The organism is Pseudomonas marginalis (assembly GCF_001645105.1).
GTDB lineage: Bacteria > Pseudomonadota > Gammaproteobacteria > Pseudomonadales > Pseudomonadaceae > Aquipseudomonas > Aquipseudomonas petroselini.
Genome location: NZ_LKEG01000052.1, coordinates 406,568 through 432,513 on the forward strand (window position 1 = coordinate 406,568; position 25,946 = coordinate 432,513).

Below are 25,946 nucleotides of genomic sequence, written 5' to 3' on the forward strand. Positions count from 1 at the left end.
GTGTGGGAGGGAGCAAGCCCCCTCCCACATTGTGATCTCCCTTTATTCAAGGGGGATCGGGGGGTTATTTCTTGGCGATGATCACCGCCCGCATCGGCGCCGGCAGCCCTTCAAGGGTCTTGCTGTGATCCTCCGGATCGAGGAAGTCACTTAACGACTGATACTTCATCCACTCCGTGCCGCGCTGTTCCTCGACGGTGGTCACGCTCACATCCACGCAACGCACGTCACTGAACCCGGCACGGCGTAGCCACAGCATCAACGCCGGCACCGAAGGCAGGAACCACACGTTACGCATCTGCGCGTAGCGATCTTCCGGCACCAGCACTTGCTGCTGATCGCCCTCGACCACCAATGTTTCCAGCACCAGCTCACCGCCCTTGACCAGGGTGTCCTTCAGCGCCAGCAAATGCTCGATCGGCGAACGGCGGTGGTAGAACACACCCATCGAAAATACCGTGTCAAAGCCTTCCAGGTTCGCCGGCAAATCTTCAAACGGGAACGGCAGGTGCCAAGCCTTGGGCTCGGACAGGTAGCGTTGCACCGCCTGGAACTGGCAGAAGAACAGCCAATTCGGGTCCACGCCAATCACACTGTCGGCACCGGCGCCGAGCATGCGCCACATGTAATAGCCGTTGCCGCAGCCTACATCGAGGATGCGTTTGCCTTTGAGGTCCAGGTGCGGCGCGACCCGTGACCATTTCCAATCCGAGCGCCATTCGGTGTCCACATGGACGCCGAACAGGTGGAACGGACCCTTGCGCCACGGGCACAACCCCATCAGTGCCGTGCGCATTTGCGCGCGGGTGGCGTCGTCGCAGTCGGTGTCCAGCGCCAGGTCGTTGAGCAAATCGACTTCGCTGGGTTGGATGTTCGGCAGTGCATCCAACGCACTCTGCCAACGCTCCAGGTCGCCATGACCCTTTTCCATCTTGCTATCGAGTTGCGCTTGCAGGCCTTGGGCCCACACGGCCAGGGGAGTGCCGACCAAATGGCGGGCGAGGGGGGACAGATCAATCATGGCAAGGCAATCAACGAGGCAAAGTTAAGACACTGGAACCACGGCACGACTGTCGAGAACCCCGCCGCCAGCAGGCGTTCACGGTGTTCTTCGAGGCTGTCGGGCTTCATGACGTTTTCGATGGCGCTGCGCTTCTGGGCGATTTCCAGTTCGCTGTAGCCGTTGGCGCGTTTGAACGCGATGTGCAGGTCGGTGAGCAGCGCGTGTTCTTCAGGATCGTTGAAACGCAGCTTCTCCGAAAGAATCAACGCGCCGCCCGGCAACAGCGATTGGCGGATGCGCGAGAGCAAGGCCAGGCGTTCATCGGGAGCAATGAACTGCAGGGTGAAATTCAGCGCCACCACCGAAGCCGGCGCAAATTGCAGCGCGAGGATATCGCCCTCGATCACCTCGACCGGCAGCAACTCCTGGAACATCGAGTCCTGGCCATTGAGGTATTCGCGGCAGCGCTCGACCATCGCCGCCGAGTTATCCACCGCAATCACCCGACAACCGTCGGTGCGCACATGGCGACGCAAGGCCTGGGTCACCGCGCCGAGCGACGAGCCCAGGTCATACAGCACGCTATGGGGCTGGGCAAACTGCGCCGCGAGCACACCGAGGTTCTCGACGATGGTCGGGTAACCCGGCACCGAGCGCTTGATCATGTCCGGGAACACCCGCACCACGTCTTCGTTGAAGGCGAAGTCCGGCACCTGGGGCAGGGGCTGGGCGAATAGGCGATCGGGTTCTTTGCTCACGGTTGTTCCGGCGACGAAGGGGGAAAGGCCGGCATTTTAGCCAAAGTGGCGCGGGGATGCTTGGGTTGTGTGATAACGCGTGAAAGAGCGCTTGGGGGGAAGCTGAATGACCAGGTTCGAAGAGTGAGTTTGGTCATTCATTATCTAACGCTGATTACATCGGTCGCATAAATATTAAGTACGTGGAGCTGCCGATGATTTCCAGCTCTTCATTAGTATGACTATTGACGCCTTTGAAATTAAAATCGATTTGGTAAAGTAACTTATCTGAAGTGACGGTGATGGTGTCTACAGTGAAAGTCCCGCTTACTGGATTGTATGAAAAAGAGGTTGTGAAACTGGGAATGGTGGCCGTTTCATAGTAATTGGCAATTTTGAAAGGAAAGTCTGGATCGCCTACAGAATAGGTGCTGGATGCAATGTTTTTATCAAATACAAGTATCAGGCCCTTGGTTGTGCGACGTGAACTGTCCTCAGTATTTGCGACAGATATCAGCTCAATCAGATCGCTCTCAGTATCGGCGTCGAATTTAACGATTTGAGTCTTGAAGTCCACTCGGTCAGAGACTGTTGCACGTGTTTCAGCACTTACGGTGATGGCACGTCTCGCAGTGTCGGGGAAATTTGAATTTTTGCCTTTGAAAAAGCTCATGATGTTCTTCCTTGTATTACGTGGGTGGCTGGGGAATGTCACCGAATAATAGGCAGGACCAAAAAAACCAGCTACTGTCAGATCTGACAGTTTTTTATAAGCTTCCGAAATAGACTTGGATTTTTATGGTTATGACGTGTGCCCAAGTTGTTTGTTATTGAATGCCGAGGCAGCAATACCCCATTGGCCTAGCCAATAACTGAGGATGATGATGTAAGGCGCAGCGCGGAGCGGCGATACGAATCGATCGATGCCAATCACACCGTCTGAGAATGCAAATGCCAGCGCGCCGCCCGCTGCCAGGAACGCCGAACGCTTGGGTACGTCAGTGCCGAGTCGAGCGAGCGCGCGCCAGAGCATGGCGCTGATCGCTGTGGCGTAGACGATCACGGGTACCAGCAGTGGGCCCAGACTGCTGGAAATCAGCATCCCCAACAGCACGGTACCAACGCCGAGCGCGAGCAACAGTGGCATCAACGCCAGACGGTTGCAGTCACTGAGATAAGCCTTGAGATACGCCAGATGCGCAACTAGAAATGCGCCGAGACCGAACACGAACAGATCCCCTGGCCACGCCAACAACACATCGCCAAGCAGAGAAAAAATCAGACCCAGGCTGATCCAGCGTCGATAGTCGGTGGGCGGTGCATCATGCAGCCAGCCCAGCAGCGCCAGTACCGGCAGCGGCTTGACCAGCAGGCACAGCAGCGCCGCATGGGTGGTCAAGCCGTAGATAAAGGTGCCGGCGCCCATCAGCGCAAGAATCAGCCATGGCATATCAGTTCACCGTGACGGCGCAGTCAAAGGTTTCGACGGGTTCGGCTTCCGGTTCCCAGGGTTGCTGGGAGGTCAGGCGCAAACGGCCCTGGCCGGCCGCGAAGGCCTGGAAGCGCCAGGTGGACTGGCCGCCGCCGCCGATCACGCCGGATTCCGTGCTGCTGTAGACCTCGGGGCTCAACGCACGCAGCACACCGCCGGCGGAGTCCTGGATGGCCCAGCGGTAACCGGTGGTGGGGTTGCTGGGCAGGGTGAGGATGAGGTTTTGCCCGGTTTTAAGCTGAAGCGGGCAGGCGCTTTGGTTGTCCACGCTGACGTTTTGCTTGGGGGCACTGGCGCAGGCGGCCAGCAGGGCAAGGCTCAAGGGGAGAAGCAGGCGGGCTGCGGTCATGGGGGCTCCGTTGATTCACGACGAAGGGCGAGCATAACTGAAGATGAGGCAGGTGTAGTGAGCGGGCTTGCCCCGCGCTGGGTGGCGAAGCCGCCCCTGAACCAAACACCGCATTCTTTCAGACAGAACGCGGTGTTTGGTTCAGGGCGGCTTCGCCACCCAGCGCGGGGCAAGCCCGCTCACTACAGGCCGGGCACTAGCTGGTGATTAGAACAGCACCTTCGCCACATCCGCAAAGCGCTTGGCAAAGTGCACGGTCATGCCTTCCTTCAGGTACTCCGGCAACTCCTCGAAACTGCCGCGATTCGGCTCCGGCAGGATCAGCTCATGAATCTTCTGGCGCCGCGCCGCAATGACCTTTTCGCGCACCCCGCCAATCGGCAGTACATGCCCGGTCAACGTCAGCTCGCCGGTCATGGCCACGCCTTTTTTCGGCGGCTGGTTACGCGCCAGGGACAACAGCGCACTGGCCATGGTCACGCCTGCACTCGGGCCATCTTTGGGCGTGGCACCTTCCGGCACGTGCAAGTGCACGAAGGCTTCGTCGAAGAACTTCGGATCACCGCCAAACGACTTCAAGTTGGAGCTGATGTAGCTGTAGGCGATTTCGGCGGATTCTTTCATCACTTCACCCAGCTGCCCGGTGAGCTTGAAGCCGCGATTGAGCGTATGGATGCGCGTCGCCTCGATCGGCAACGTCGCGCCGCCCATGCTGGTCCAGGCCAGGCCGGTGATCACACCGGTGCCGGACAGCACTTGCTCATTGCGGAACACTGGCATGCCCAGCGAGCTTTCCAGGTCCTTGTTGCCGATCTTGATCACCGAGTCCGGCTCATCCAGCAGCTTGACCACGGCCTTGCGCACCAGTTTGCCCAGCTGTTTCTCCAACTGGCGCACCCCGGCTTCGCGGGCGTAGCCGTCGATCAATGCGCGCAGGGCGCCGTCGCTGATGCTCAGGCTGTTTTTCGACACGCCGGCTTTTTCCAGCTGTTTCGGCCACAGGTGACGCTTGGCGATGGCAACTTTTTCTTCGGTGATATAGCCCGACAGGCGAATCACTTCCATACGGTCGAGCAGCGGGCCGGGGATGGAGTCCAGGGTGTTGGCGGTGCACACGAACAGCACCTTGGACAGGTCCAGGCGCAGGTCCAGGTAATGATCGAGGAATTCGACGTTCTGCTCCGGGTCGAGGGTTTCCAGCAACGCCGACGCCGGGTCGCCCTGGAAGCTCTGGCCCATCTTGTCGATCTCGTCGAGCATGATCACTGGGTTCATCACTTCCACATCCTTGAGCGCCTGCACCAGCTTGCCCGGCAGCGCGCCGATGTAGGTGCGGCGATGGCCCTTGATCTCGGCCTCGTCGCGCATGCCACCCACACTGAACCGGTAGAACGGCCGCCCCAGGGATTCGGCGATGGATTTGCCGACGCTGGTCTTGCCCACGCCCGGCGGGCCCACCAGCAGCACGATGGAGCCGGCGACTTCGCCTTTATAAGCGCCCACCGCGAGGAATTCGAGGATGCGACTCTTGATGTCATCCAGCCCCGCGTGGTGTTTATCCAGCACCTTGCGTGCGTGTTTCAGGTCGAGTTTGTCCTTGCCGTACACGCCCCACGGCACCGCGGTGGCCCAGTCGAGGTAGTTGCGCGTCACTGCGTATTCCGGCGAACCGGTTTCGAGGATCGACAGTTTGTTCAGTTCTTCATCAATGCGTTTTTTCGCCTGGGCCGGCAGCACTTTGCCTTCCAGGCGTTGCTCGAACTGTTCGACATCCGCGCTGCGGTCGTCCTTGGTCAAGCCCAGCTCTTGCTGGATGACCTTGAGCTGTTCCTTGAGGAAAAACTCGCGCTGGTGCTCGCCGATCTTGCGGTTCACTTCGGCGGAGAGTTCTTTTTGCAGGCGCGCCACCTCCACCTCTTTGCGCAGCATCGGCAGGACTTTTTCCATGCGCTTGAGCATGGGCACGCAGTCCAGCACTTCCTGCAACTCGTTACCGGTGGCCGAGGTCAGCGCGGCGGCGAAGTCGGTCAGCGGCGACGGGTCGTTGGGGCTGAAGCGGTTGAGGTAGTTTTTCAGCTCTTCGCTGTACAGCGGGTTGAGCGGCAGCAGTTCCTTGATCGCATTGATCAGCGCCATGCCGTAGGCCTTGACCTCGTCGGTCGGCTCGCTCGGCTGGTGCGGGTATTCGACTTCCACCAGGTACGGCGGGCGGTGGTGCTTGAGCCAGGTCTTGATGCGCACGCGGGTCAGGCCCTGGGCCACGAACTGCAGCTTGCCGTTCTCGCGGCTGGCGTGGTGCACCTTCACCAGGGTGCCGTACAGCGGCAGGCTGGAGGTGTCGAAGTGGCGCGGATCTTCCGGCGGGGTGTCCATGAAGAACAGGGCCAGGGAGTGGTGATCGGATTTGCTCACCAGCTCCAGGGTCTCGGCCCACGGCTCTTCATTGACGATCACCGGCAGCACTTGCGCCGGAAAGAAGGGCCGGTTGTGGATCGGGATGATATAGACCTTGTCCGGCAGGTTTTGCCCAGGCAGGGCCAGGCCGGTGTTGGACGAAGGGGTTTCAGCGTTTTCGGGGTCGGCGTAGTCGTTGAGGTCGTAATCAGGGAAATCTTGCTGGTCGCTCATGGGGCACCTGCATAAGGAAGTATGGTGCTTAGATGGGGCGGGGCAGTGGTGGTTTCAATGGGGGGGTGGAGTTAGCAACAAATTGCATGAAATAACTGGAGAGAGTCGCTCGGTGTGGGAGGGGGCTTGCTCCCGATAGCGGTTATTCAGATAAAAATTGATGTCTGGCACACCGCCATCGGGAGCAAGCCCCCTCCCACATTTTTTATCGCGTGGTGTCAGCTGATTTTGTGCAGGTAGGCGGGCAAGGGCTGCTCCGGCAACACTGACAACACCTTCAAACGCTGCAACATACGTTGCCGTGCCCGCTGCAAATGCTCACGCAGGTTCAGCGCCGCTGCATCAAACGCGCCGTGCAGCAGCAACTCCAGAATCAAACGATGTTCGGCCAGCATGGCGGGATCGGCGCCGATCCCCAGCAAACGGTAGAAAATCCGGCTGATGATCATCGGGCTCTGGCCCTGGCGGATCAGGGCGGCGATCTTGCGGTTTTGCAGGCCGGCCAGGCAGCGTTGGTGCAAGTCCTCTTCAATCTGCTCAATGGCTTCCAGGCTGCATTGGGGGCTGTCTTGCGCTTCCAGCACGCGCTGCAACATCGCTTCAAGCAGCTCGCGGTCGAGGTGGGGCGCGCTCTGGCGCAGGGCTTCAGGCTCCAGGCAGGCACGCAGTTCGTAATCTTCGGTGACTTCCCGCGCCGTCAAAGGCCCCGCCAGCCATTGGGAGTAGGGCTCCTTTTCGACCAGGCCACGATCGCGCAGGCGCATCAGCGCTTCGCGCACCACCGCGCGGCTGACGCCGTAGTGGTCGGCAGCGGCTTGCTCGTCGAGTCGGTAGTGGCCGAAGGCAATGCAGGTGGACAGCGCCGCGCCGATTTCCTCAACGATGCGCTCGCCCAGCGGCCGCGTGTCCACCAGCTCATCTTCTCCGTTAAGCCCCAGATGCGCATGGCTCAAGGGTAAGCGCAGCGGCTCCATGGCCAAGCCTTCGGGGTTGATCAGGTAACCCCGGCCGTTGAAGCGGCAGATCAGGCCTTCGTCATGCAGCAGGTCCAGCGCCTTGCGCACCGGTACGCGACTGGTGCCGAACAATTCGGCCAGCGGCGCTTCCAGCAACACCAGGCCATGACGCGCGGTACCGTTGACGATCGCGTCACGCAACACCTGGTGAATCATCGCGTAACGGGAGGCCGAGGCGGACACTGCTTTCATCGCTTTCTCTAGAGGCTGTAGGAAGGTGGCCGGGGATTCTCTCATACCTTGCGCCTGTCACTCTGCGCCACGTCGGTGGCACTTTTTTGGGGCCCGAAAGGTGGGACTGTTACTTTTCTGCACCAAAATGTACTTATTAATAAAAGATACATTATTTCATTGAAGGCGCTTTCCAGCGCCCTGGCAAGATTTTATTCCACCGTTTAAAACCATCTATCCCGTAGCTCTGGGCAAAATTCACGCATCGCGCCCCTACGGCCTGACGAAGACTGGCACGAAAGCTGCCTTTGTAAAATGTACATTTTATTAATATGTACGTTTTGTGAGGGTCATCCTGATGTCAGACGCCACTTCAATGGCCGAGGATTTTGCCAGCGGTCGCAGCGACCCGGTGCAAGCCCTCGAACAGGCACTCGAAAAGGCCAGCCAAGCGCCGGCCGTTTTTATCAGCCTGACTGCCGAACGTGCCCGCCGTGAAGCCGAGGCCTCTGCCGCCCGTTGGCGCGCCGGCCAGCCATTGAGCATGTTCGATGGCGTGCCGCTGGCCTGGAAGGACCTGTTCGATGTGGCCGGCAGTATCACCACGGCGGGCGCCGCCTACCGTCGAAACGCGTCCGCCGCGTTGCTTGATGCCCCCATCGTCGGCCTGCTGTGCCGCGCCGGGATGGTCAGTGTCGGCAAGACCAACCTCAGCGAACTGGCCTATTCCGGCCTGGGGCTGAACCCGCATTTCGGCACGCCGCACAACCCTCATGGCACCGACCAACCGCGCATTCCCGGTGGCTCGTCGTCCGGCTCGGCAGTGGCCGTTGCCGCCGCAATTGTGCCGATCGCCATGGGCACCGACACGGCCGGTTCCATCCGTATCCCGTCGGCGTTCAACGGCCTGGTGGGTTACCGCAGCAGCAGCCGACGCTATAGCCGCGACGGTGTCTTCCCCCTGGCCCATACCCTTGACAGCCTCGGCCCGCTGACCCGCAGCGTGCGCGATGCGCTGGCCATCGACGATCTGCTGCACGGTCGTAGCCAAACCCACAGCGCCCGCAGCCTCAAGGGCCAGCGCTTTGTGCTGGCGCAACAGGACGTCGAACCCGCTGTGCGCAACAACCTGTTGCGCGCCGTGGAGCAACTCAAGGCCCAGGGTGCGTTGATCGAAGAACGCGAATGCCCGACCTTCCAGGCAACCCTGGACCTGATCAAACACCACGGCTGGCTCGGCGCCTTTGAAGCCTTCGCCCTGCACGAAGCGTTGCTCGACAGCCCCGACGCCGAGCAACTCGACCCCCGCGTGCGTCGACGCCTCGAAGCCGCGCGTTCACTGCCGGCCAGCCAGCTTATCCACCTGACCGAAGCACGCCGCCGCCTGCAACACCACCTGGTTGAAGACCTCGACGGCGCCATCCTCATCACCCCCACCGTTGCCCACGTTGCACCGGCGTTGGCGCCCCTTGAGGCCGACGACGACCTGTTTGTCAGCACCAACCTCGCCACCCTGCGCCTGACCATGCCCGGCAGTTTGCTCGACATGCCTGGCGTAAACCTGCCCAGCGGCCGCGATGCCCAGGGCCTGCCCACCGGGCTGCTGCTCAGCGCCCCGACGGGAGAAGACGCACGCCTGCTGCGCGCGGCGTTGTCCGTCGAAACCGTACTTAACGTTTAAGGAGACACACCATGGCTAAAGACATCCTCTGTGCATTTGGCGTCGACGTTGACGCCGTCGCCGGCTGGCTCGGTTCCTACGGCGGCGAAGACTCACCCGACGACATTTCCCGTGGCCTGTTCGCCGGTGAGATCGGTGCGCCGCGCCTGCTCAAATTGTTCGAACGCTACGGCCTGCGTACCACGTGGTTTATCCCCGGCCACTCGATGGAAACCTTCCCCGAGCAGATGAAGGCCGTGGCCGATGCCGGTCATGAAATCGGCGTGCATGGCTACAGCCATGAAAACCCCATCGCGATGACCGCCGAGCAGGAAGAAATCGTCCTCGATAAATCCATCGAACTGATTACCCAAGTCACCGGCAAACGCCCCACCGGCTATGTCGCGCCGTGGTGGGAATTCAGCAAGGTCACCAACGAGCTGCTGCTGAAAAAAGGCATCAAGTACGACCACAGCCTGATGCACAACGACTTCCACCCCTACTACGTGCGCAAGGGCGACAGCTGGACCAAGATCGACTACAGCCAGCACCCCGACACCTGGATGAAGCCCTTGGTGCGCGGCGAAGAAACCGACCTGGTGGAGATCCCGGCCAACTGGTACCTCGATGACCTGCCGCCAATGATGTTCATCAAGAAAGCCCCCAACAGCCACGGCTTCGTCAACCCGCGTCACCTCGAAGAAATGTGGCGCGACCAGTTCGACTGGGTCTACCGCGAACACGAACACGCGGTGTTCACCATGACCATCCACCCCGATGTGTCCGGCCGCCCGCAAGTGCTGCTGATGCTGGAGCGCCTGATCGAACACATCCAGAGCCATGCCGGCGTGCGCTTTGTCACGTTCGACGAAATCGCCGACGACTTTATCCGCCGTCAACCGCGTACCTGAACCTTTGCCCCCCACCCCTGAGGCGCGACCCATGTCCATCTACAACAAGCTTGACCTGACTGGCTGGAAACCCCGGCAACTGACTTCCAAGGAGGTGCGTTTCGCCACCTGGATCGCGTTTTTCGCCTGGGTGTTTGCGGTGTATGACTTCATCCTCTTCGGCACCTTGCTGCCGGAAATCGGCCGGCACTTTGGCTGGGGTGAAGTGGAGCAAGCTGAAATCGCGACCTGGGTGGCGGTAGGCACGGCGGTGGTCGCCTTTGCCATTGGCCCCGTCGTCGATAAGTTGGGACGGCGCAAAGGCATCATCTTCACCGTGGCCGGTTCTGCGCTGTGTTCGGCGCTGACCGCGATCGGTGGCGCGTGGGGCAAGTCGCCGCTGATTCTGATCCGGTCGTTGGGTGGCCTGGGCTATGCCGAGGAAACCGTTAACGCCACCTACCTGAGCGAGCTGTATGGCGCCTCGGAAGACCCGCGCTTGACCAAGCGCCGTGGCTTTATCTACAGCCTGGTGCAGGGCGGCTGGCCGGTCGGTGCGTTGATCGCCGCCGGGTTGACCGCGCTGTTGCTGCCGATCATCGGCTGGCAGGGGTGCTTCATCTTCGCCGCGATCCCGGCCGTGGTCATCGCGATCATGGCGCGCAAGCTCAAAGAGAGCCCGCAGTTCCAGATCCACCAGCGCATCAGCCAGTTGCGTAAAAGCGGTGCGGTGAAGGAAGCGCAGAACGTCGCGGTGACCTACGGCGTGGACTACGACGAACACAGCAAGGCCGGCCTCAAGGCGGCCTTCCGTGGCCCGGCGCGGCGCGCCACGTTGGTGATCGGCGCGGCACTGTTGCTCAACTGGGCGGCGATCCAGGTGTTCAGCGTGCTGGGGACTTCGGTGATCGTCAGCGTGCATCACATCTCGTTCGAAAATTCGCTGATCATCCTCGTGCTGTCGAACCTGGTGGGCTACTGCGGTTACCTCAGCCACGGCTGGATGGGCGACAAGATCGGCCGCCGCAACGTGATCGGCCTGGGTTGGATGCTCGGCGGCCTGGCGTTCGCCGGGATGCTGTTTGGGCCGAGCAATATGCCGATGGTGGTCGGGCTGTACAGCCTGGGCCTGTTCTTCCTGATCGGGCCGTACTCGGCGGCGTTGTTCTTTATCAGCGAAAGTTTTCCCACCAGCATCCGCGCCACGGGCGGCGCCATCATCCACGCCATGGGCCCGATTGGGGCGGTGGTCGCAGGCTTTGGTGCCACCCAAGTGTTGTCCGCCGGCAGCGACTGGCAGACCGCCGCGCTGTGGTTCGGCGCACTGCCGTGCTTTTTGTCCGGCGCGCTGATGTTTGCCGCACGCCATGTGCGTCCGGAAACCGTTCAGTAAGGAGTGATCGATGAGTCGTAAAGTTGCCTTGATTACCGGCGCCGCCAGCGGCATCGGCCAAGCCCTCGCCGTGGCCTATGCCCGCAACCGCGTGGCGGTGGTGGGCGGGTATTACCCGGCTGATCCCCATGACCCGCAGACCACCGTCAGCCTGGTGGAAGCCGCCGGCGGCGAATGCCTGATGCTGCCGTTGGACGTGGGCAATACCGCCTCGGTGGATGCGCTGGCCGAGCAAGCCATACAGCATTTTGGGCGACTGGATTACGCCGTGGCCAACGCGGGTTTGCTGCGTCGCGCACCGTTGCTGGAGATGACCGACGCGCTGTGGGACGAGATGCTCAATGTCGACCTCACGGGGGTGATGCGCACCTTCCGCGCGGCGACCCGGCATATGCATGCGGGCGGCGCGTTGGTGGCGATTTCATCGATTGCCGGCGGCGTGTACGGTTGGCAGGAACACAGCCACTACGCGGCGGCCAAGGCCGGTGTGCCGGGGTTGTGCCGGTCGCTGGCGGTGGAATTGGCACCGCTGGGTATCCGTTGCAATGCGGTGATCCCCGGGTTGATCGAGACGCCGCAGTCGCTGGATGCGAAGAACTCGCTGGGGCCGGAAGGCTTGGCGAAGGCGGCGCGGGCGATTCCGTTGGGCCGGGTAGGGCGGGCGGATGAAGTGGCATCGCTGGTGCAGTTCTTGACCAGTGAGGCGTCGAGCTATTTGACCGGGCAGAGCATCGTTATCGACGGTGGGCTGACCGTGCGTTGGCCTGACTGATGTACCCGATCCAAATGTGGGAGGGGGCTTGCCCCCGATGACAGTGTATCAGCCAGTTTATCTGTAGCTGACACTCTGCAATCGAGGGCAAGCCCCCTCCCACATTGGAACTGTGTTTTCTGTAGGAGATGTGTGTATGCCTCAACTTCTTAACCGCCGCGCGGTGATCACCGGCGCCGGCAGCGGCATCGGTGCCGCCATCGCCCGTGCCTACGCCGCTGAAGGCGCGCGCCTGGTGCTGGCCGACCGCAACGCCGCCAGCCTCGCCGAAACCGCGATCACCTGCCGCAACCTCGGCGCCGAGGTGTTCGAATGCCTGGCCGATGTGGGCACCGTCGAAGGCGCCCAGGCCAGTGTCGACCGTTGCGTCGAACAGTTCGGCGGTATCGATATCCTGGTCAACAACGCGGGCATGCTTACCCAGGCGCGCTGCGTCGACCTGTCCATCGACATGTGGAACGACATGCTGCGCGTCGACCTCACCAGCGTCTTCGTCGCCAGCCAGCGCGCCTTGCCGCACATGCTCGCGCAGCGCTGGGGGCGGATCATCAACGTGGCCTCGCAACTGGGGATCAAGGGCGGCGCCGAACTGACGCACTACGCCGCCGCCAAGGCCGGTGTGATCGGCTTTACCAAGTCCCTGGCCCTGGAAGTGGCCAAGGACAACGTGCTGGTCAACGCCATCGCCCCCGGCCCGATCGAGACGCCGTTGGTGGGTGGCATCAGCGAAGACTGGAAGCGCGCCAAGGCCAAGGAGCTGCCCCTGGGCCGCTTCGGCCTGGCGGACGAAGTGGCACCGGTTGCAGTGCTGCTGGCCAGCGAGCCGGGGGGCAACCTGTTTGTCGGCCAGACCCTGGGCCCGAACTCCGGCGACGTCATGCCATGACGGAGGTGTAGCGATGTGCGGACTCTGCGGATTGCTCGGCGAAGACCTGCACTGGAGCGACCCCCTGGGCGACGAACTGCCCCGACGCCGCGAACGCCTGCGCCGGATTGCGGCGATCAACCAAGTGCTGGCGGTGTTCCGGCTCAAGGTCGAAGACTTCCAGGGCGCGTCCTACCTGCTGTTGGGCGCCACCGGTAAACAGGCACTCGCCCATGGCCTGGATCAACTCTGGCAGGCCGCCGAGACCCTGCTCGGCCGCCCGTTGGATCCTCTCGATCCGATACTGCTCGACCATCTTGAACGCTGAACCCGCCCTCTGTGGCGAGGGAGCTTGCTCCCGTTGGGGCGCGAAGCGCTCCGGTTTTCTGGGGGCTGCTGCGCAGCCCAACGGGAGCAAGCTCCCTCGCCACAATGGACGGTTTGGAAACGACTATGAGCATTGCCCTTAATGTCATCACCGGCTTCCTCGGCAGCGGCAAGACCACCTTGCTCAAGCGCCTGCTGCAGGGCGAAAGCCTGGGCGACACCGCGCTGCTGATCAATGAATTCGGCGATGTCGGCATCGACCACCTGCTGGTGGAAGAAGTGGCGCCGGACACTGTACTGCTGCCCAGCGGCTGCGTGTGCTGCTCGATCCGTGGCGAGTTGAAAGACGCGCTGCTCGGCCTGTTGCAGCGCCGCGAGCGCGGTGAAATCCCGGCCTTTAAACGGGTGATCCTGGAGACCACTGGCCTGGCCGACCCGGCGCCGATCCTCGCCACCTTGAACAACGATGTGCAACTGCGCGGGCGTTTCCATATCGGCCTGGTGATCACCCTGGTCGACGCCAGCCACGCCACCCTGCAAGAACGCCTGCACCCGGAATGGCTGGCCCAGGTGGCCGCGGCGGACCGCTTGCTGCTGAGCAAGACCGATCTTGCGGGCGACTGCGCGGCACTGCGCGCGCACTTGCAGGCGCTGAATGCGGGTACGCCGATCCTGAATACCCACGACATCCACAGCGGCGACCAACTGTTGCTGGGTGAGGGCCTGCGCAGCGCCGAACCGGCGGTGGAAGTCAGTCGCTGGCAGCTGCATCGGACCACCACGGCTATCCACGGTAGCGCACAAGTGTGCAGCCTGACCTTCGACCAGCCGTTGGATTGGGTGGGGTTCGGGGTCTGGTTGTCGATGCTGTTAAGATGCCACGGCGAACGAATCCTCCGTGTCAAAGGGCTGCTCAACGTGAACGCCAGTAACGCCCCCATCGTCATTCATGGCGTGCAGCATTGCCTGCATGCGCCGGTCCATTTGCCTGCGTGGCCGGGCAGTGACCGCCAATCGCGGCTGGTGTTTATCCTGCGCGGCCTCGACCCCGCGCTGCTGCGGCGCTCGTTCGAGGCGTTCTCGCGGCGGTTCGCGGCATGATCACCCTTCGCGTCCTCGGCACCTCCGTCACCTTGCTCGAATGCCTGCGTGTACGCGCCGAACAGGAACTGGGCATTCGCCTGGTGTACCAGGTGCATGACGTCGAACAGGCCCAGCGTATCGCGGTGATGCAGCCCGAGAGCTACGACCTGTACGACCAATGGTTTCACAACGTCGACTTCGTGTGGCCGGCCCGGGCGATCCAGCCCATCGACACCCGGCGCATTGCGCTGTGGCACGAGATCAATGACCTGCCCAAGCGCGGGCGCCTATCCCCCAATGACCGCCTGGGCAGCGGCAGTGTGCCGAGCGAGCGCCTGTTCGTGCAGCACGACGGCAGCCTCGGCAGCACTGTCACCGAGCGCATCAGCATGCTGCCGCTGACCCACAACGCCGACAGCTTCGCCTACCGCCCCGAGCGGCTGCCTGAAGGTTTTTGCCACGGCAACGAAAGCTGGGGCTGGCTCCTCGACCCCGCGTGGCGTGCGCGTACGGCCTTGCAAAGCGACGCCGCCATCGGCGCCCTGGATGCCGCGCTGGCGGTGCAGGGCGCAGGGCTGGCGACGTTCAAGGACATCGGCAATATGAGCATCGAAGAGATCGACGTGCTTGCCGACATCCTCGTGCGCAAACAGAAAGAAGGGCACTTCGCGGCGTTCTGGTCCGATGATGAAGAGGCCGCGCAACTGATGCTCAGCCCGAGTATCGATATCCAGAGCCTGTGGTCACCGACCTTGATGCGCCTGCATCGCGCGGGGGTGAAATACCGCCTGGCGGTGCCGAGCGAAGGGTATCGGGCGTGGTTTGGTGGCTTGTCGTTGTCGCGGCATGCCAAGGGGCCGGTGCTGGATGCGGCGTATGCGTATCTGAATTGGTGGCTGTCCGGTTGGCCTGGGGCGGTGATGGCGCGGCAGGGGTATTACATCGGCAACCCGGCGCGCAGTCGTGATCACCTGAGCAGTGCGGAGTGGGATTACTGGTATGCGGGTAAGCCGGCGCGGGAGGAATTGCTGGGGAGTGATGGGTTGCCGTTGATTGATATCGGTGAAATGCGTGATGGGGGGTCTTATGAGCAGCGGATGGGGCATATTGCGGTGTGGAATTCGGTGATGGATGAGCATAATTATTTGGTGCGGCGGTGGGGGGATTTTATGCGGGCTCGGGGTGGTTGACCGGGTACATAGCCGTTGCTGCGGTAACGGCTAACCCGGCGTCCTGCCGGGTTCTTACTGTCGATCTCGGTTAAATGTGGGAGGGGGCTTGCTCCCGATTGCGGTGTGTCAGCTAATACATCTGCAACTGCCCCACTGCTATCGGGGGCAAGCCCCCTCCCACAGTTTGATCTCCATGTATCAGGTGCTTACTTTTGGGATCTTCCAGAAGTGAGTCTCAAACCCCCAAAAAATCAGCCAACCCTCTGTCGCCAATAAACTGGCACCAATATCCCTGTTTTTATTGGGTGCACTTACCCAAACTCCCAGCTAATCTCCTCACACCCAACACTCAAACAAAATAGATGTTTTTTTGACGCCAGGTCAGCGGTCGCAAGGAACGCACATGACAAAGGGACGCCGTGGCAGAGAGAGGCGAACGCTGCCAGAGGGCACTGCAATGAGGTGGCGCCACACGTTCCAAACCCGTATCGCGGGGGTGCTCGCGCTATTGCTGCTGGTCGTCGTTGCTGCTACCTACTTCGCCGTAAAAACCGCGACCTCCCGCGCCGTGGAAAACCAGGCGCAAGTCCAATTGAAAACCGGCAGCCAAGTGTTCGAGCGCCTGCTCGACCTGCGTGGGCGTCGCCTGCAATACGGCCTGGACTGGCTGACCGCCGATCTCCCCTTCAAACGGGCTGTGGCCGAAGGCAAGACCGTGCCGATTCTCGCCGCCCTGCGTCGCCACGGTACCGGTATCCGCTCCAGCGAAGTGTTTGTATTGGGCCTGGACGGCAAGGTCATGGTCAGCACCTTGCCGATCCTCACGCGTGGGCAGTTTTTCCCCTATGACGACGCCCTGCGCCACGCGCGGCGCACGGGGCTGCAGATGCTGATTGTGGCGATGGATAGCCGGCCTTATTTGCTGGTGCAGGATGAAGTGCTCGACCCACTGCCCGTCGCCCGCATCGTCATGGGCTTTCCCATGGACACACTGTTCGCTAACGAACTGCGCTCCATGAGCAACCTGGAGGTGTCGTTCCTCAGCGTGCAAAACGGCAAGCCCGGACCGCTGTTCAGTACGCAGCCGGACGCTTACCACGCCACCACCCTTAGCCTGCTGCGCGAGGGGCACATCAGCCCTGAACCGAAGATCCACCTGTTTTATGGCCGGCGCGTGCTCAGCCAAGTGTTGCCGCTGGCCAACACCGGCGATGGCAACGAAGTGCGCGTGTTGCTGCAAAGCCCGCTCGACCATGCCTTGGAGTCCTTCGCGCCGCTGGACCGGCAGTTCCTCGGGATCGCCCTGGCGGTGCTGCTGGTGTCGTTGGCCGGGGCGTTGTTTTTGGCGCGACGGGTGTCGCGCCCGCTCAATGCCCTGGTGCAGGCGGCCGGGCGGATTGGCGCCGGTGACTATCGCACGCCGGTGCGGGTGCGCAGCCACGATGAGTTCGGGCTGTTGGCCCGTGCCTTCAATGCCATGCAAAGCGGCATCGCCACGCGCGAGCGGCAATTGGCGCACAACGCGCTGCACGACCCGCTCACCGGCCTGCCCAATCGCGCGCTGGCCATGGAGCGACTGGGCAGCGCGATCAGTGCGCGTCGGCCGGTGGTGTTGCTGTACCTGGGGATCGAAAACTACCGGGTGATCAACGAAGGTTTCGGCCCCCAGGGCGTGGAAGAAATGCTGCGTGAAGCCAGCCGCTGCCTGTCCATGAGCCTGTTGGCCAGTGACACGGCGGCACGTATTGCCGGCAGCGAGTTCCTGCTGTTGCTGGAAAACACCGAGGTCGACCGCGCCGTGGCCCGTGCCGACCGCCTCTACGCACTGCTCACCGAACCCCAGCGTATCGGCAACGACGAGCTGCGCCACGAAGTGAGCATCGGCATCGCCGCCTACCCAGCCGATGGCCAGCACGTGGAAGAGTTGATCAGCCGCGCCGCCATCGCCCGGCATGACGCCGCGAGCCTGCCGGGGCATTTGCAGATCTACCAACAGGACCGCGACTTGGCCCATCAGCGCCAGATCACGCTTATCCGTGACCTGCGGCGTGCGGTCATCGAGGGTGAGTTGTTCCTGTGCTACCAGCCCAAACTCGACCTCAAGCACGGGCATGTGCGCCAGGCCGAAGCCTTGTTGCGCTGGCAGCATCCGGCCCTGGGCCAGGTGTCCCCGGACGAATTCATCCCCCTGGCCGAACGCACCGGCAGCATGAGCAGCCTGACCCTGTGGGTGATTGAAGAAGCTATCCGCCAGATCGCCGAGTGGGCGCAGCGCGGCATGCTGATCCAGCTCTCGGTGAATATTTCGGTGGATGATCTGGCCGATGATGAGCTGGCGATCCGCGTCACTGCCTTGTTGATGCAGTACCAGGTGGGGGCCGAGCAACTGATCTTCGAGATCACCGAAAGCGCGATCATGCACAACCCGCAACAGGCGCTCAGCGTGTTGGAGCAACTGCGCGGCTGTGGCATCAGCCTGTCGGTGGATGACTTCGGCACCGGCTATTCGTCGCTCGCGCAATTGCAGCGTTTGCCGGTGCAAGAGTTGAAAATCGACCAGTCATTCGTGCGCAACCTCAACAGCACCAGTGGCGACGGAGTGATCGTGCGCTCGACCATCGAGATGAGCCACAACCTGGGGCTCAAAGTGGTGGCCGAAGGTGTGGAGTTCGAGCCCAGCCTCAAGCTGCTCAAGCTATGGAATTGCGACACCGCACAGGGCTACCTCATCAGCCGGCCATTGAACGCGATGGCGTTCGAGCGTTGGATGCGCCGCGAGCGGGCGCCCATCTAAATAGTCATTCCCGTCGACTACAGATTTTTAGAGCAGGGTCGATAACCTCTACAGAGCTTGACCGATTGCATAGGTTTTCGCCGACCAGCGGTCATGTGTTCCTGCAAGTTGAATGATGGCAATTAGCCTTATTTGCGTCATCATGCGTGCAGTGCAACGCTTCTGTGCCAAGGCTGGCCGCTCTTTTAGCCCATTTTCTGCGGATCGACCATGGCTCGGATTTTCCACCTGTTATCCCGTGCGGCGCTGTTGCTGGCCGCGGCCGGCCCCGCGTCGGCGGCGACGCTCGAGGTGGCGGCTTACCAGGCCGACGGCCGCCCGGTCGCCGATGCCGTGGTGACCCTCCGAGGCCCGGCCGATGCACCGCAGGGTGTGCTCAAGGCCGATATGGACCAGCGCGGTCAACGCTTCGCGCCCCATGTGCTGGCGGTGCATACCGGCACGCAGGTGCGCTTCCCCAATAGCGACAATATTCGTCATCAGGTCTATTCGTTCTCCGCTGCCAAGCGCTTTGAGCTGCGTCTTTACGAAGGCACGCCTACCGACCCACTGCTGTTCGATAAACCCGGTGTGGTGGTGTTGGGCTGCAACATTCATGACTGGATGCTCGGCTATATCTACGTGACCGACGACCCTCGCTTCGGCGTCAGCGATGTCCAGGGCCGGGTGCACCTGGAACAACTGCCGGCCGGCGACTACCACCTCACCCTATGGCATCCGCAACTGGCGGGTATGCAGCCGCTGGATGGCGGCACCTTGCACATCCCCGCGGCCGGCCTCAGCCACCGCGTTGTGTTGAGCCTGGAACCTGCGCCTGCGGACTTGCCGCCGGCACCCAGCGCCTTTGGCGATGCCTTCAATCGAGCCGCCCATGAAACTGCGCAATAGTTTCCAGGCGCGGGTCGCCAGTGTGCTGATCCTGCTGTCGCTGGTGGTGATCGGCGCGTTGTATTTCAGCGTCAAGGCCGCGACCCGCTCGGCGGTACGCGGTCAGGCCCTGGCGCAGTTGGACGTGGGGACGCGGGTGTTCGAACGCTTGCTCGACGCGCGGAGCCGACGCCTGGCCGATGGCGTGCAGTTGTTGGCGGCCGACTTCGGCTTTCGCGACGCTGTCGCCAGTGGCGATTCAGCGACGATGCGTTCGGTGCTGCTCAACCACGGCAAGCGTATCAACGCCAATGACATGATCCTGCTGGGCATGGACGGCAACGTCCTGGCCAGCACCGTGGAGGAAGTCCCCGAAGGCTCGACCTTTCGCTACGACCAGGCCCTGCGGGAAGCTCGGCGCAATCGCCAGGCCGCGCTGATAGTGCCGTTGCAAGGCGAACCGCACCTGTTGGTGGAGGCTTCGGTGTTGGCACCGTTGCCGATTGCACGGGTGGTGATGGGGTTCAGCATGGACGGTGCGTTCGCCGATGAGTTGCGTTCGTTGAGCAACCTGGAAGTCTCATTCCTGGCGATTGATCGTGACCGTCCTGGCGAGCTGGTCAGCACCCAGCCGCAGGTACTGCGCGAGAGCATCAGCGCGCTGATGCAGGGCGATTCGACGCGCCGTGGCGTGTCCACCACCGATCACCTTGAGCACCGTTTCCTCAACCAGTCGCTGGTCCTGGCCAGTGATGAAAACGGTAAAGTCCTGGCCCTGCTGCAAAGCCCGCTGGACGCGGCGATGCAGGCGTTTGTACCGCTGGATGAAAAGATCCTCGGCATTGCCCTGGTCGCGCTGATCGCTTCGCTGATCGGTGCGTTGCTGCTGGCCCGCACGGTATCGCGCCCGGTGCAGGCGCTGGCGCTGGCGGCCGAGCGTATCGGCAGTGGCGACTACCAGACCCCGGTCGTACTGGCGCGCAGTGATGAACTGGGGCGCCTGGCCCTTGCGGTCAACGCCATGCAGAGTGGCATTGCCGAGCGCGAACAACAGCTGGCGCATAACGCCCTGCATGATCGCCTTACCGGCCTGCCGAACCGTGCGCTGGCCATGGAGCGCCTGGGCAGTGCAATTGCGCTGCAGCGACCGATGGCGTTGATCTACCTGGGTATCGACAACCTGCGCGTCGCCAGCGAAGCCATCGGGCCGCAAGCCGTAGACCAATTACTCTTGACGGTGAGCCAGCGCCTGCAAGCGGCGTTGCGCCCCGGCGATACCCTGGCGCACCTGATCGCCGATGAATTCCTGCTGCTGCTCGAAGGCGCGGGCAGCGACGAAGCCGTGGGCATGGCCGACAAACTGCAACAACTGTTGCTGCGTCCCCAGCGCATCAATGGCCATGACCTGGCCTTGGACTGCCGCCTGGGCATCGCGGCGTACCCGGCCGACGGCGCAAACCCCATTACTTTGCTGGAGCGGGCGGCGATTGCCATGAAGGACGCCGCACAAATGCCCGGCCGCTTGCAGGTCTACGAGCAGGGGCGCGACCTGGTGCACCGCCGCCAGATCACCCTGATCCGCGACCTGCGCCACGCCCCCAACCTGGGCCAACTGCTGTTGCACTACCAACCCAAGCTGGACATCCGCCAAGGCCATGTGCGCCAGGCTGAAGCGCTGTTGCGCTGGCAGCACCCGCAATTCGGCATGGTCTCGCCGGCGGAATTCATCCCCTTGGCCGAGCGCTCGGGCAGCATCACGTTGCTGACCCAGTGGGTGATCGAGGAGGGTATCCGCCAGTTGTGCGAGTGGAACCGGCGCGGCCTGTCTCTGCAGTTGTCGCTGAACATCTCCGCGGACGACCTGCTTGGCGATGAACTGGCCCATCGGGTCTCGGCATTGCTGCGTCGCTATGGTTTGCCGGCGGAACAACTGCTGTTCGAAATCACCGAAAGCGCGGTGATGCGCGAGCCGGAAAAAGCCCTCAAGGTGCTCAACCTGCTGCGCGACTGCGGCATTGGCCTGTCGGTGGATGACTTTGGCACCGGCTATTCGTCATTGGCGCACCTCAAGCGCCTGCCGGTGCAAGAGTTGAAGATTGACCAGTCTTTTGTGCGCAACCTCGATGAAACCAGCGAAGACGCGGTGATCGTGCGCTCCACCATCGAGATGAGTCACAACCTGGGCCTCAAAGTCGTCGCCGAAGGCGTTGAATACGCCCACAGCCTGCGCCTGCTGGAGCGCTGGCAGTGCGACACGGCACAGGGTTACCTGATCAGCCGGCCCTTGAGTGCCGACGCCTTCGAAGCCTGGGTGGCCTTGCCCCTCAGTGCGCAAACTTCCCTGGTTCATTGAGTGGCATGACGGTGCGTGTTTCTTTCCTGATGGGTTGCCTTTGCTCGCTGACCCTGCAAACGGCGCTGGCCGATAATGGCCGCCTGATCGCGACCGGTGGCGCCAGCAGCATTGAAGGTGCGGCGGGGGGTGGTATCACACCGTGGGCCGTGCTGGCCGGGTATGGCGAACAGCACGAGTGGGGCGCCACGGCGTTCGCCACCACGGTCAACCTTCCGGATTATCGCTTGGACGTGGCCGGTCTGGCGCTGGCCTATGACAACCGTGTCGAGCTGTCTTTCGCCCGCCAGCGCTTCGACCTCGGCACACTGGTGCACAGGCTCAACCTGCCCGAAGACAACCTCGGACAGGACGTGTTGGGGCTCAAGGTACGGCTGTTCGGCGACGTGATCTACGACGCGTTGCCCCAGGTTTCGCTGGGTCTGGAATACAAGCACCAGACCCACTTCGATATCCCCAGCCTGGTAGGCGCCAAGCGCGACAGCGACGTCGACGGCTATCTGGCCGCCAGCCGCTTGTTCATGGGCGCCGCGTTTGGTTACAACGTGCTGGTCAACGGCAGCCTGCGCTACAGCCGGGCCAATGAGACCGGCTTGCTTGGCTTTGGCGGTGACCGCCGCGACAGCCGCAGCCTGCTCAAGGAGGGCTCGCTGGCGCTGCTGCTCAACCCGCGGTGGGCGGTGGGCGTGGAGTACCGCGAGAAGCCCGACAACCTGTCGTTTGCCGGCGAAAGTGACTGGGCGGACGTGTTCGTCGGCTATTTCCCCAACAAGCATGTGTCGTTTGTATTGGCCTACGCACGCCTTGGCGAAATCGCCACGCTGGATAACCAGAATGGCACCTACCTGTCGGTGCAAGGGAGTTTCTGATGCGCGTGTTACCGCTATTCCTCGCACTGTTGCTCAGTGCCTGCGCCCAGCCGCCGCCGAAGGATGACAGCCTCTATCGCGACCTCGGCGCCCTGCCGGGTATCACGCGTATCGTCGAAGGCATGTTGCTCAACATCGCTCGCGATGAACGCATCGTCGAGCGCTTTCGGCGCATTGATATCCAGCGCCTGCGCAACAAGCTGATCGAACAATTTTGTATGGAGGCGGGTGGGCCGTGCACCTACACCGGCGACAGCATGGCCGAGAGCCACAAGGGCCAGAACGTGAGCCGCAGTGATTTCAATGCGTTGGTGGAAGACTTGATCAAGGCGATGGACAGCGAGGGGATTGCAGTGCCGGTACAGAATCGCCTGATTGCGCGGCTGGCGGTGATGCGCGGGGAAGTGATCGAACACTGATCGCAACTGTGGGAGGGGGCTTGTCCTAACGCCAGTCAGTTAAGAAGCAGCAAGAGCGAAAAGTAACCCGTGGCGAGGGAGCTTGCTCCCGCTGGACTGCGCAGCAGTCCCAGTCTTTTGAAACAAAGAGCTGGGGCCGCTTCGCGACCCAGCGGGAGCAAGCTCCCTCGCCACAGGTACGGTGCTCACCTTTAACTGACTGGCATTAGGGCTTGTCCCCTCCCACAGTCTTGTTGTCGGTGTCGCTTAATCCGGCAGTTTGAACGCCATCACATAGTCACCCTGCTTGGTACCCAGGGAGCCATGACCGCCGGCCATGACCAGCACGTACTGCTTGCCGTCCTTGCCGGTGTAGGTCATCGGTGTGGTTTGCGCGCCTGCAGGCAGGCGGCCTTCCCACAGTTGCTTGCCGTTTTTCACGTCGTAGGCACGCAGGTACTGGTCGAGGGTACCGCTGAGGAACGACACGCCACCGGCGGTGGTGAAGGTGCCGCCCAGGCTAGGTACGCCCATGGTCAGCGGGATTGGAACCGGCGAGCTGTCACGCACGGTGCCGTTCTTGTGCATCCAGAGGGTCTTGTGGGTGGTCAGGTCGACCGCCGCCACATAGCCCCACGCCGGTGCCTGGCACGGCAGGCCCATTGGCGACAGCATGGCTTCGAGGATCACGCCGTACGGCGCGCCTTTGTTCGGCTGCACGCCTTCGGTTTCGCTGACGCGTGGGCCTTGCTTGGCGATCTCGGCGGCCGGGATCAGTTTCGATTTGAACGCCATGTAGCTTGGGTTCACGAAGGCAATCTGGCGAACCGGGTCGACGGAAATGCCACCCCAGTCGAACACGCCGAAGTTACCTGGGTAAACGATCGAGCCTTGCAGCGATGGTGGGGTGAAAGCACCGTCGTAGCGCATGGATTTGAAATCAATCCGGCACAGCATCTGGTCGAACGGCGTCACGCCCCACATGTCGCGCTCTTTGAGCGGCGGCGGCATGAAGTTCAGGTCGGACTTGGGTTGGGTCGGCGACGTGTGGTCGCCCGCGACCGCACCTTGCGGTACCGCCACTTCGTGGATCGGCACAACCGGTTGGCCGGTGGCGCGGTCCAGCACGTAGATGCTGCCTTGCTTGGTCGACGCCATCACCGCTTGCTTCACGCCTTCAGCGGTCTTGATGTCGATGAGCGAAGGCTGGCCGCCCACGTCCATGTCCCACAGGTCGTGGTGGGTGAACTGGAAGGTCCACTTCACGTGGCCGCTGTCGATGTCCAGGGCGGTCAGGCCGGCGCTGTATTTTTCCGAGTCTTCGGTACGGTCGCCGCCGTATTGGTCGGGCATCTGGTTGCCCATCGGCAGGTACAGCATGCCGAGTTTTTCATCCACTGCGAACATGGACCACATGTTCGGCGAGTTGCGGGTGTAGGTCTTGCCCTCGGCCAACGGCGTGGTGTCGTCCGGGTTGCCGCTGTCCCAATTCCACACCAGCTTGCCGGTGTGCACGTCGAACGCGCGGATCACGCCGCTTGGCTCGTCGGTGGAAACGTTATCGGTGACGTGGCCGCCGATCACCACCAGGTTCTTGGTCACGGCCGGTGGCGACGTGGAGTAGTAACCACCTGGGGCGAAGCTGCCGATGTTGGCACGCAGGTCGACCTGGCCTTTGTCGCCGAAGTCTTCGCACATCTTGCCGGTGTCGGCGTTGAGGGCGATCAGACGGGTGTCGGCAGTCGGCACGAAGATGCGTTTCGGGCAGGCATTCGGGGCAGCGGCGGGGCTGGCGCTGCCGGTCGGGCTCTGCTCGGAAGCGTAGGCGGCGTCATCGTGATACGAAACGCCACGGCAGGTCATGTGCGCCCAACCCTTGAAGTTCTCGGCACCCTGGCTGCTGATCTTCGGATCGAAGCGCCAGATTTCCTTGCCGGTGTCCGGGTCGAGTGCAATCACCTGGCTGTGCGGCGTGCACACGTAGAGCATGCCATTGACTTTCAGCGGGGTGTTTTCTGCGGTGGTCTCGCCTGGATCATTCGGGCCAGGGATGTCACCGGTGCGGAAGGTCCACGCAGGCACCAGTTTGTGGGCGTTTTCCGGAGTGATCTGTGCCAGCGGCGAGTAGCGATCACCGTAGGCCGAACGGCCGTAGGAGTTCCAGTCGCCATCGGCCTGGGACGGCGCAGCGCTGGCCATGCCCGGTACCGCATCGCGGTCCAGTTGGCCCTTGATCTCACCGGGGTTGTTGAATTGGCTGGCGACGGCAGCCGCACCGGCCAGCACCACGGCCACGCTCAACGCGCCAGTGCCCAGTGGGGCAGGCTGGCCACGCAGCAACGGACGGCGAAACCACGGGAGCAGCATGACGACACCCAGGGCGAACAGCAGCGCCAGGCGCGGCACCAACTGCCACCAGTCCAGGCCGACTTCCCACAAGGCCCACACAGTGCTGGCGAACAGCACCAGTGCGTACAGGCCCAACGCGGCGCGGCGGGTGGCCAGCAGCAGGACGCCGGTCAAGGTGATGCCGATACCGGCCAGCAGGTAGTACAGCGACCCACCGAGCATGCTCAGCTTGATACCCCCGGCCAACAAGGCCAGGCCCATGATCAGCAGCAAGACGCCTAGCAGCCTGGGCAGCAGGCGACTTGGGCTTGAGGCACCGTCAGTGCTCATAGTTGTGTTTCTCCGTTACGTTGGAATTATGTATCCCCGTGTGTCTTCACTGTAGATGACGATTCGGCACGGGCTTGGTTCAGCGTTAATTCGGTTTTTCCGGGGATAAACGGGGTTATCCACAGGCGGGCGATTTATCCCCAGGCGCAGAGGGGGGTAAGACAGCGCTGTCTTTGCAGGCGGGAAATGTCAGCAAGATGGGGTCGACCGGGGAGTGAAACGTTTCAGGTTATTGCCGGGAAGGATAAAGGCAGTGGGCGCCGAGAGAAAGCGCAAATCGCAAGATGCATCATTTCCGATTTGGTAACAGTGACTAAATGTCGCTGCAAAAAAAGGGGCAGGGCAGGGTAATGCCAGTCAGTTAAGGGCAAACACTGTACCTGTGGCGAGGGAGCTTGCTCCCGTTGGACTGCGCAGCAGTCCCAGTC

General features: G+C 62.2%; 21 protein-coding genes. 13 read left to right on the plus strand and 8 right to left on the minus strand.

The genetic code is table 11. From position 1 onward, the window contains the following. Positions 1-64: 64 nt before the first annotated feature. The 7 genes from cmoB to AO064_RS24075 form a co-directional block, all read right to left on the minus strand. Complete coding sequence (cmoB, locus tag AO064_RS24045) at positions 65-1,021, minus strand: tRNA 5-methoxyuridine(34)/uridine 5-oxyacetic acid(34) synthase CmoB (RefSeq protein WP_046034396.1); 957 nt, start codon at positions 1,019-1,021, stop codon at positions 65-67. After that, a complete protein-coding gene (gene cmoA, locus AO064_RS24050) occupies positions 1,018-1,761 on the minus strand; it encodes a carboxy-S-adenosyl-L-methionine synthase CmoA (RefSeq protein WP_012722408.1) in 744 nt (247 codons plus the stop codon). The genes cmoB and cmoA overlap by 4 nt, the downstream gene beginning before the upstream one ends. Before the next feature lie 154 nt (positions 1,762-1,915). Further along, on the minus strand, positions 1,916-2,413 hold the full coding sequence (locus tag AO064_RS24055) for a hypothetical protein (protein WP_064054851.1): 498 nt from the start codon (positions 2,411-2,413) through the stop codon (positions 1,916-1,918). A gap of 129 nt (positions 2,414-2,542) precedes the next feature. Then, a complete protein-coding gene (locus AO064_RS24060) occupies positions 2,543-3,190 on the minus strand; it encodes a lysoplasmalogenase (RefSeq protein ID WP_064054852.1) in 648 nt (215 codons plus the stop codon). Between the two features lies 1 nt (position 3,191). Then, positions 3,192-3,581 carry a protease inhibitor I42 family protein gene (locus AO064_RS24065; RefSeq protein ID WP_012722410.1) on the minus strand — a complete coding sequence of 130 codons (390 nt, stop codon included), beginning with the start codon at positions 3,579-3,581 and terminating at the stop codon, positions 3,192-3,194. Positions 3,582-3,788: 207 nt separating this feature from the next. Further along, a complete protein-coding gene (lon, locus tag AO064_RS24070) occupies positions 3,789-6,209 on the minus strand; it encodes an endopeptidase La (protein ID WP_046034400.1) in 2,421 nt (806 codons plus the stop codon). A gap of 218 nt (positions 6,210-6,427) precedes the next feature. After that, a complete protein-coding gene (locus AO064_RS24075; RefSeq protein ID WP_012722412.1) occupies positions 6,428-7,417 on the minus strand; it encodes a GntR family transcriptional regulator in 990 nt (329 codons plus the stop codon). A 337-nt stretch (positions 7,418-7,754) separates the two neighbouring features. On the opposite strand from AO064_RS24075, the gene AO064_RS24080 reads away from it, so the two are divergent. The 13 genes from AO064_RS24080 to AO064_RS24140 all read left to right on the plus strand — a co-directional run bounded on the left by AO064_RS24080 (position 7,755) and on the right by AO064_RS24140 (position 22,860). Next, positions 7,755-9,077: an amidase gene (locus tag AO064_RS24080; protein WP_012722413.1), complete on the plus strand. Its 1,323-nt coding sequence runs from the start codon at positions 7,755-7,757 to the stop codon at positions 9,075-9,077. 11 nt (positions 9,078-9,088) lie between these two features. Further along, the gene (locus AO064_RS24085) at positions 9,089-9,967 is read left to right on the plus strand and encodes a polysaccharide deacetylase family protein (RefSeq protein ID WP_003234086.1); all 879 of its coding nucleotides are present in this window, start codon (positions 9,089-9,091) and stop codon (positions 9,965-9,967) included. 31 nt (positions 9,968-9,998) lie between these two features. After that, positions 9,999-11,339, plus strand: a complete 1,341-nt coding sequence (locus AO064_RS24090; protein WP_046034403.1) for an MFS transporter — start codon at positions 9,999-10,001, stop codon at positions 11,337-11,339. A gap of 10 nt (positions 11,340-11,349) precedes the next feature. Next, positions 11,350-12,111, plus strand: coding sequence for an SDR family NAD(P)-dependent oxidoreductase (locus AO064_RS24095; protein WP_012722415.1), 762 nt, complete (start codon positions 11,350-11,352; stop codon positions 12,109-12,111). 136 nt (positions 12,112-12,247) lie between these two features. After that, positions 12,248-12,997, plus strand: coding sequence for an SDR family NAD(P)-dependent oxidoreductase (locus AO064_RS24100; protein WP_064054853.1), 750 nt, complete (start codon positions 12,248-12,250; stop codon positions 12,995-12,997). A 13-nt stretch (positions 12,998-13,010) separates the two neighbouring features. Continuing rightward, on the plus strand, positions 13,011-13,304 hold the full coding sequence (locus AO064_RS24105) for a hypothetical protein (protein WP_043204842.1): 294 nt from the start codon (positions 13,011-13,013) through the stop codon (positions 13,302-13,304). 125 nt (positions 13,305-13,429) lie between these two features. Further along, the gene (locus tag AO064_RS24110; RefSeq protein WP_043204844.1) at positions 13,430-14,404 is read left to right on the plus strand and encodes a CobW family GTP-binding protein; all 975 of its coding nucleotides are present in this window, start codon (positions 13,430-13,432) and stop codon (positions 14,402-14,404) included. Further along, positions 14,401-15,576, plus strand: coding sequence for an ABC transporter substrate-binding protein (locus AO064_RS24115; RefSeq protein WP_064054854.1), 1,176 nt, complete (start codon positions 14,401-14,403; stop codon positions 15,574-15,576). Before AO064_RS24110 ends, AO064_RS24115 begins: the two co-directional genes overlap by 4 nt. Before the next feature lie 439 nt (positions 15,577-16,015). Further along, positions 16,016-18,352, plus strand: a complete 2,337-nt coding sequence (locus AO064_RS24120; protein ID WP_064054855.1) for a putative bifunctional diguanylate cyclase/phosphodiesterase — start codon at positions 16,016-16,018, stop codon at positions 18,350-18,352. 210 nt (positions 18,353-18,562) lie between these two features. After that, a complete protein-coding gene (locus AO064_RS24125) occupies positions 18,563-19,240 on the plus strand; it encodes a methylamine utilization protein (RefSeq protein WP_064054856.1) in 678 nt (225 codons plus the stop codon). Then, positions 19,224-21,572: a bifunctional diguanylate cyclase/phosphodiesterase gene (locus AO064_RS24130; RefSeq protein WP_064054857.1), complete on the plus strand. Its 2,349-nt coding sequence runs from the start codon at positions 19,224-19,226 to the stop codon at positions 21,570-21,572. The genes AO064_RS24125 and AO064_RS24130 overlap by 17 nt, the downstream gene beginning before the upstream one ends. 5 nt (positions 21,573-21,577) lie before the next feature. Further along, complete coding sequence (locus AO064_RS24135) at positions 21,578-22,441, plus strand: DUF3034 family protein (RefSeq protein ID WP_064054858.1); 864 nt, start codon at positions 21,578-21,580, stop codon at positions 22,439-22,441. Beyond that, on the plus strand, positions 22,441-22,860 hold the full coding sequence (locus AO064_RS24140; RefSeq protein WP_064054859.1) for a group I truncated hemoglobin: 420 nt from the start codon (positions 22,441-22,443) through the stop codon (positions 22,858-22,860). The genes AO064_RS24135 and AO064_RS24140 overlap by 1 nt, the downstream gene beginning before the upstream one ends. A 246-nt stretch (positions 22,861-23,106) precedes the next feature. Here AO064_RS24140 and AO064_RS24145 read toward each other — a convergent pair whose 3' ends face one another. Beyond that, positions 23,107-25,518: a glucose/quinate/shikimate family membrane-bound PQQ-dependent dehydrogenase gene (locus tag AO064_RS24145; protein WP_064054860.1), complete on the minus strand. Its 2,412-nt coding sequence runs from the start codon at positions 25,516-25,518 to the stop codon at positions 23,107-23,109. Positions 25,519-25,946: the final 428 nt, after the last annotated feature.

What these genes read in the sequence shown, in the direction of transcription:
- AO064_RS24125 (WP_064054856.1), top strand. Translation starts at nt 18,563, where the DNA reads ATGGCTCGGATTTTCCACCTGTTATCCCGTGCGGCGCTGTTGCTGGCC.
- cmoB (WP_046034396.1), bottom strand. Translation starts at nt 1,021, where the DNA reads ATGATTGATCTGTCCCCCCTCGCCCGCCATTTGGTCGGCACTCCCCTG.
- AO064_RS24095 (WP_012722415.1), top strand. Translation starts at nt 11,350, where the DNA reads ATGAGTCGTAAAGTTGCCTTGATTACCGGCGCCGCCAGCGGCATCGGC.
- AO064_RS24130 (WP_064054857.1), top strand. Translation starts at nt 19,224, where the DNA reads ATGAAACTGCGCAATAGTTTCCAGGCGCGGGTCGCCAGTGTGCTGATC.
- AO064_RS24100 (WP_064054853.1), top strand. Translation starts at nt 12,248, where the DNA reads ATGCCTCAACTTCTTAACCGCCGCGCGGTGATCACCGGCGCCGGCAGC.
- AO064_RS24075 (WP_012722412.1), bottom strand. Translation starts at nt 7,417, where the DNA reads ATGAAAGCAGTGTCCGCCTCGGCCTCCCGTTACGCGATGATTCACCAG.
- AO064_RS24140 (WP_064054859.1), top strand. Translation starts at nt 22,441, where the DNA reads ATGCGCGTGTTACCGCTATTCCTCGCACTGTTGCTCAGTGCCTGCGCC.
- AO064_RS24085 (WP_003234086.1), top strand. Translation starts at nt 9,089, where the DNA reads ATGGCTAAAGACATCCTCTGTGCATTTGGCGTCGACGTTGACGCCGTC.
- AO064_RS24055 (WP_064054851.1), bottom strand. Translation starts at nt 2,413, where the DNA reads ATGAGCTTTTTCAAAGGCAAAAATTCAAATTTCCCCGACACTGCGAGA.
- AO064_RS24135 (WP_064054858.1), top strand. Translation starts at nt 21,578, where the DNA reads ATGACGGTGCGTGTTTCTTTCCTGATGGGTTGCCTTTGCTCGCTGACC.
- AO064_RS24105 (WP_043204842.1), top strand. Translation starts at nt 13,011, where the DNA reads ATGTGCGGACTCTGCGGATTGCTCGGCGAAGACCTGCACTGGAGCGAC.
- AO064_RS24120 (WP_064054855.1), top strand. Translation starts at nt 16,016, where the DNA reads ATGAGGTGGCGCCACACGTTCCAAACCCGTATCGCGGGGGTGCTCGCG.
- AO064_RS24145 (WP_064054860.1), bottom strand. Translation starts at nt 25,518, where the DNA reads ATGAGCACTGACGGTGCCTCAAGCCCAAGTCGCCTGCTGCCCAGGCTG.
- AO064_RS24115 (WP_064054854.1), top strand. Translation starts at nt 14,401, where the DNA reads ATGATCACCCTTCGCGTCCTCGGCACCTCCGTCACCTTGCTCGAATGC.
- AO064_RS24080 (WP_012722413.1), top strand. Translation starts at nt 7,755, where the DNA reads ATGTCAGACGCCACTTCAATGGCCGAGGATTTTGCCAGCGGTCGCAGC.
- AO064_RS24065 (WP_012722410.1), bottom strand. Translation starts at nt 3,581, where the DNA reads ATGACCGCAGCCCGCCTGCTTCTCCCCTTGAGCCTTGCCCTGCTGGCC.
- AO064_RS24110 (WP_043204844.1), top strand. Translation starts at nt 13,430, where the DNA reads ATGAGCATTGCCCTTAATGTCATCACCGGCTTCCTCGGCAGCGGCAAG.
- AO064_RS24090 (WP_046034403.1), top strand. Translation starts at nt 9,999, where the DNA reads ATGTCCATCTACAACAAGCTTGACCTGACTGGCTGGAAACCCCGGCAA.
- lon (WP_046034400.1), bottom strand. Translation starts at nt 6,209, where the DNA reads ATGAGCGACCAGCAAGATTTCCCTGATTACGACCTCAACGACTACGCC.
- AO064_RS24060 (WP_064054852.1), bottom strand. Translation starts at nt 3,190, where the DNA reads ATGCCATGGCTGATTCTTGCGCTGATGGGCGCCGGCACCTTTATCTAC.